General features: G+C 70.3%; 7 protein-coding genes. All 7 read left to right on the top strand.

Annotated elements, in window-relative coordinates:
• Nucleotides 1-65 precede the first annotated feature (65 nt).
• The 7 genes from ABT299_RS52215 to ABT299_RS52185 all read left to right on the top strand — a co-directional run bounded on the left by ABT299_RS52215 (nt 66) and on the right by ABT299_RS52185 (nt 4,974).
• Nucleotides 66-434 carry a UTRA domain-containing protein gene (locus tag ABT299_RS52215; RefSeq protein WP_500255419.1) on the top strand — a complete coding sequence of 123 codons (369 nt, stop codon included), beginning with the start codon at nt 66-68 and terminating at the stop codon, nt 432-434.
• A 173-nt stretch (nt 435-607) separates the two neighbouring features.
• Complete coding sequence (locus ABT299_RS52210) at nt 608-1,060, top strand: ATP-binding protein (RefSeq protein WP_500255418.1); 453 nt, start codon at nt 608-610, stop codon at nt 1,058-1,060.
• Nucleotides 1,054-1,530, top strand: coding sequence for a hypothetical protein (locus ABT299_RS52205; protein WP_500255417.1), 477 nt, complete (start codon nt 1,054-1,056; stop codon nt 1,528-1,530). The genes ABT299_RS52210 and ABT299_RS52205 overlap by 7 nt, the downstream gene beginning before the upstream one ends.
• Nucleotides 1,527-1,889 (top strand): hypothetical protein, encoded by a 363-nt coding sequence (locus ABT299_RS52200; RefSeq protein WP_500255416.1) that lies wholly within the window; start codon nt 1,527-1,529, stop codon nt 1,887-1,889. The genes ABT299_RS52205 and ABT299_RS52200 overlap by 4 nt, the downstream gene beginning before the upstream one ends.
• A gap of 88 nt (nt 1,890-1,977) precedes the next feature.
• A complete protein-coding gene (locus ABT299_RS52195) occupies nt 1,978-2,370 on the top strand; it encodes a hypothetical protein (protein ID WP_500255415.1) in 393 nt (130 codons plus the stop codon).
• Between the two features lie 648 nt (nt 2,371-3,018).
• Nucleotides 3,019-4,455, top strand: coding sequence for a replication initiator (locus ABT299_RS52190; RefSeq protein WP_500255414.1), 1,437 nt, complete (start codon nt 3,019-3,021; stop codon nt 4,453-4,455).
• Nucleotides 4,456-4,791: 336 nt separating this feature from the next.
• Entirely contained in the window at nt 4,792-4,974 is a 183-nt protein-coding gene (locus ABT299_RS52185) for a helix-turn-helix transcriptional regulator (RefSeq protein WP_500255324.1), read from the top strand.
• Nucleotides 4,975-5,000: the final 26 nt, after the last annotated feature.

The following is a 5,000-nucleotide window of genomic DNA, read 5'->3' as shown; positions in this document are numbered from 1 at the left end:
GCCACGCGGTATGACAAGGTCGCCGTCCGCTACGAGGCCGTCCTCCACATCGCCGTCATCAACGATTGGCTGACCTGCCTTTGAGACACGCCCTACGGCGCCGCTTGCTGCGTCACGGGGGTCGGCCGGTTGAAGTGGAGTGGTCGTACTACCCGCTGGAGTTGGCGAGCGGGACCGAGCTTGCCGGGTCACAGCGGATTCCCGGCGGAGCACACCGGGTTCTCGCCGACCTGGGCCATGACCTCCTGCACTTCACGGATGCGGTGTCATCGCGAATGCCTACCAGCGAAGAGGTTGATCTCCTGGTCCTGCCCGAGGTCCCGGTGATCCGTCAGTTCCGCGTGGCCTACTCACACGATGATCGGCCCGTGGAGGTCTCGGTGCTGGTCAAGGGCTCTCACCTGTACGAACTCGTCTACCGAATGGGCGCCTGACCGCCTGGGCTCACTCCCCGCTACGCCCTGCGGTCGCTCTCTCACGTCAACCACTTGTGTGCTTATCGCGATATCCATTAAAGTTACCACCGGTAGGAGCAACCGGAGGTGATCGCAGTGGTCTCGTTCAAGACGGCGCCGGAGGGTCCGGAGACGCTCGGGGTGTGGGTCCGGTGAGCGCCGACGTGATGACGGGGCCGGGTCTGCTGGACCACTCGTTCTTGGCGGCTCCGACCGCTGTGGGTGAGGTCCGGATGCTGCTGGGGCTGCGGCTGGCGTCGTGTGGGCTGGCGGCTCGTGAGTCGGATGTGTTCCTGATCGCGGCTGAGCTGGTGACGAACGCGGTTGAGGCGACGCCGGACGGGCGGGTTCGGGTGCAGTTCTGGCGGGAGGCGGCGGGGCTGGTGCTGCGGGTGTGGGACGGGTCGGATGAGCAGCCGACAGCTCGCCCTGTGGCGGCTCTGACGCTGGCGGATATCGCCCCGGACGCGGAAGCCCTGGACGCCGGTCACGACGACGGCGCGGGCGGGTGGGGGCTGCCGATCGTGGAGGCGCTGTCCCTGCGGTGCGGGGTGAAGCCGACCGCGCCGCACGGCAAGTGGGTGTGGTCGTTGATCGGGTGCTGAAACGCGCATGTCAGGAAACCGAGACGAAAGGCGGTGGCTGGTCGATGGTGATCGGCGGATCGGTAGTGATCGACGGGCCGGGCTTGGCGCGGCGGGTGCAGTTGGGCGCCTTGTGGGCGTGGACGCTGTACCGGTCGGATCGGGCGATGGTGCATCTGGGGTGTCTGTCGCTGGCGTTGGGGCGGCGGGGGCTGCATCGGGTGGAGTTGCACCCGGACACGGTGACGGTGTTCCCGGTGCTGGTGGTCTCGACGGGCGAGCCGATCGAGGATGCGGCGGTGCTGGCGGTGGCCAAGGCCACGCCGGGCGGGTGGGGGTTCTTCGATGCGATGCGCGATCCGTGGGGGTTCATCGGGCCGTGCCGGGATGCGGTGACGGCGGCCGATCGGGTGGCGCGGATGCTGCATGACCCGCTACCGGCGTCGCGTCCGGCGTTCCGGGCCGTGCGCTGCGGAAGGGGAGCGCGGTGAAGATCGTGACGGACGCGGTGCTGCGCGATGTCGAGCGGCTGTCAGAGCGGACGGGCGAGGCTGCCGCGCGGGTGAAGGCGGGCGCGGACTGCCTGGATGTGGAGTCGGCCGGGCTGGTGGTGGAGCACCTGTGCGAGTCCCTCGAAGCGGTGTGGGGGATGCTGGCGGCCGTGGGGGCTCGGGTTCAGCAGATCACCGAGCGGGAGACGCCGGAGCAGGCGGGCCGGTCCACGATGAAGCTGATGGGGTCGGCGGCGGTTCACCTGGAGTTGGGGTGCGGCGGGCTGACGCTGGCTCAGCACGTGCTGATGACCGGCCGCGCGGATCTGCTGCGGGTGGAGCGCGGCGATGACCTCTGAGGGACCAGAGACTCAGGGACCAGAGACTCAGGGAGGGCAGACCAGTACCGGTCCCGCGCCGGGGCCGGGCGCGGGTCTGGCCGGGGGGTTGGATGAGCTGGCCGATCGCGCTTACGAACTGGGGCGTGCGGCGGTGGCGGCGGCGCCGAGTCTGACGCCCGATGAACTGGGGGACGCGGCGCACTGTGTGCAAGAGGTCATCGGCTTCATGCGTGAGGTCCTGCGGCATGTCGTGGCGCGGGCTGAGAGGCTGCGCCAAGAGTGGGTGGACGCCGAACTGACCGAACCCGCCGAACCGGGCGAGACACCCCGAGAGTCACCAGCGGTGGCGGCTCTGGATGGGGCGCTGCTGAATCTGGGGATCGGTGAGGGTGCGGTCGAGGTCGCGCATCACCTGGTGCTGACCGGGCGCGCGTTCCTGTGGGAAGCAGTGGCACAGCAGGAACAGCAGGAACAGCGGGAGCGGGTGAGCGGGGGGTAGGCGCCCTGCGGGCGGGTTGGTGGTCAGACCCCCGCGCCCGCCCGCAGGGGTTCCATCGCGACTACCGGAAAGGAGGTGGCAGCCAAGTAGTTCCCCTTCGCATCGCTTCGACTCGGGCGATGGCGGGGGCGTGCACGCTGATCGGTGTTGCCGCACCGATCGGGGCGCCGTGCGCGCCCCCGTTCGGCATGTCTGGGGGCGCATGTCCGGGATGCTGCGGGGGGCAGGGGCCGCGGCACCGGTTGGCGGATTGGTGAGGGTGGGCCGGCGGAATGGCGTAGCCACCCCGAAGGGGCGAAGTTCGGCCGGCGCAGCCCGACCGGGGCACTTTCCAGTCCGGCCCCGCGCTGACGTGGGCGCCGCTGCCCCGGCGCGGACCTCGACCGGGGCGGTTGCTTATCAGGTGCCGGGTGGTGTCCGCAAAGGATTGGCCGGATCCGGTCGGGTGTCGTCTCTTTGGCGCTGGCATTACACGTTTGTCAAGGGGGCGCATTGTAGGTAGTGGGGGTTAGTTTCGCAAGGCTTTCGAGCAGATTGTGTGCAGGGTCTGTTTCGGGAGGTGCGGGGATGCGGAACGGGGCGCGTGCGGCCGGAGTGCGGGCGGCTGGGGCAGGGACGGTAAAGGCGACGGGCGCGCCCGGTGGTGCGGTGGGTGGTGTGCTGGCGGGGATGCTGGCGCGGGTGGCGGATGCCGAGTCGTGGCGGGCGTGGTCGCGTCAGGTGGCGCACACGGGGCATTGTGCGCGGCCGGTGCGGGTGGCCGGTGGGGCGATGGCGGTGGACGGCCGGACGGGTGAGGTTCGGGCGGAGTGGTCGAGTTCGGGTGAGCCGGATGGGGCGTTGCTGCTGGCGTGCGGGGATCGGCGTGAGGCGGTGTGCCCGTCGTGTGCGGAGACCTATCGGCGGGACACCTGGCATCTGATCGCGGCGGGTCTGGCGGGGCGTGCGCCGAGTCTGCCGGGTGGGGTGGATGCGGTTCCGGTGTCGGTGGCGGGGCATCCTGCGGTGCTGGCGACGTTCACTGCGCCGTCCTTTGGGGCGGTGCATCGTGCTGCGAGTGAGGGGCCGTGCCGCAAGCGGTCGGGGCCGGGCGAATGCGAGCACGGGGCGCGGTCGTGGTGCGATGCGCGGCACGCTGCCGATGATCCGCTGATCGGGCGTCCGCTGTGCTGGGACTGCTACGACTACACCGCTCACGTGCTGTGGCACGCGGCCGTGCCGGAACTGTGGCGCCGCACCATGATCTACCTGTACCGGGCGTTGGCGCGGATCGGGTCGGAGCGCACGGGGGTGCCGGTGTCGGTGCGGGCGGTGCGGTCGCTGGTGCGCGTGTCGTACGTCAAGGTGGCGGAGTATCAGCGGCGGGGGGCGGTGCACCTGCACGCGGTGATCCGCCTGGACGGGGTGGCGGACGGGGATCGCTCGGCGACGGTGGCTCCTCCCGGCTGGGCGGACGTGGGCGCGCTGGCGGCGGCGATCGGGGATGCTGCGGGGCGGGTGGCGGTGTCGTGCCCGGTGGCGGGGGTGGCGGCGGCGCGGTGGGGCGCGCAACTGGACGTCTCACCGATCGCGGACGCGGCGCGGGCGGCGGGGTATCTGGCGAAGTACGCGACCAAGACCGCTGCGGACACCTTCGGTGGGTTGCCGCCGCGCCGGTTCGGGGTGCGGGCGGTTGCGGCGGTGAGTCGCAAGATGGGCAACCCCCACGTGGGTCTGTTGGTGGCGGCGTGCTTCAACTTGGCGCGGCGGCCGGAGTGCGCGGGGCTGCGGCTGGCCGAACACGTTCACACCCTGGGGTTCGCGGGGCACTTCGCCACCAAGAGTCGGTGGTACTCGGTGACGCGGGGGACGTTGCGGGCGGTGCGGCGGGCCTGGCGCACCCGCAACCGGCCCGACTCCGATCCGTGGGCGCAGGCCGAGCACGGCGAGCACGGGGACAGCGGGGCGGTGCTGGTGCGGGACTGGCGGTATCTCGGCACGGGCTGGAGTTGGCTGGGTGACGCTGATCTCGCGGCGACGTTGGCGCGCGATCACGTGGCGGCGCGGGAGAACGCGGACCTGGCGGTGACGGTGCGCAGCGGATAGCACGGTGCGCAGCGGATAGCCGGGGGCTGAGTTCGGCGTGCGGGGCGGCGCGGACCCCGCGCGGGCAGGGTCGCACTCGGGGGGAGCGCCGCGAAGCGGCTCCTTGTCAAGGGTGGTGGGTGGGGGGTCGTGGGATGGCGCCGGCGGCAGCCGGGCCGGGGGCCTGAATCCGCACATCCAGTTTCCGGAAAGTCAAGGAAACCGAGCGATAATCGCGAATGCGAATTGGCCGATTATGGCCGCTGATCGTTTGTCTCGTTGTCGGGTGAATGCTGGCCCGCGACTGGCCCGTAGGCGCAATTTCAGGGGTGGTTTCTGGTGGCCTCGGTGGATGTTATGTCGGTGCGCGACATGGCCTCTGAGCTGCATGTAGCGCGTTCTACGGTGTATCGGTGGCTAGCTACCGGGCGCGGCCCGAAAGCGTTCCGGCTGCCGAATAACGAGCTGAGAATTGTTCGCGCGGATTTCATAGAATGGCTTCACAAGCTCGGCACGGACGGAATGGAGACGCTCCGGTGATCAAAGCGCAGGACATCCAATTCTGG

The sequence above is a fragment of the Spirillospora sp. NPDC000708 genome, assembly GCF_040299565.1.
GTDB lineage: Bacteria > Actinomycetota > Actinomycetes > Streptosporangiales > Streptosporangiaceae > Spirillospora.
The sequence above is the reverse complement of the archived record's forward strand: the minus strand, read 5'-3'. Positions and strand labels throughout refer to the sequence as shown.

Excerpts from the sequence above, each read along its gene's own strand:
- ABT299_RS52185 (WP_500255324.1), top strand. The coding sequence starts at position 4,792 with ATGTCGGTGCGCGACATGGCCTCTGAGCTGCATGTAGCGCGTTCTACG.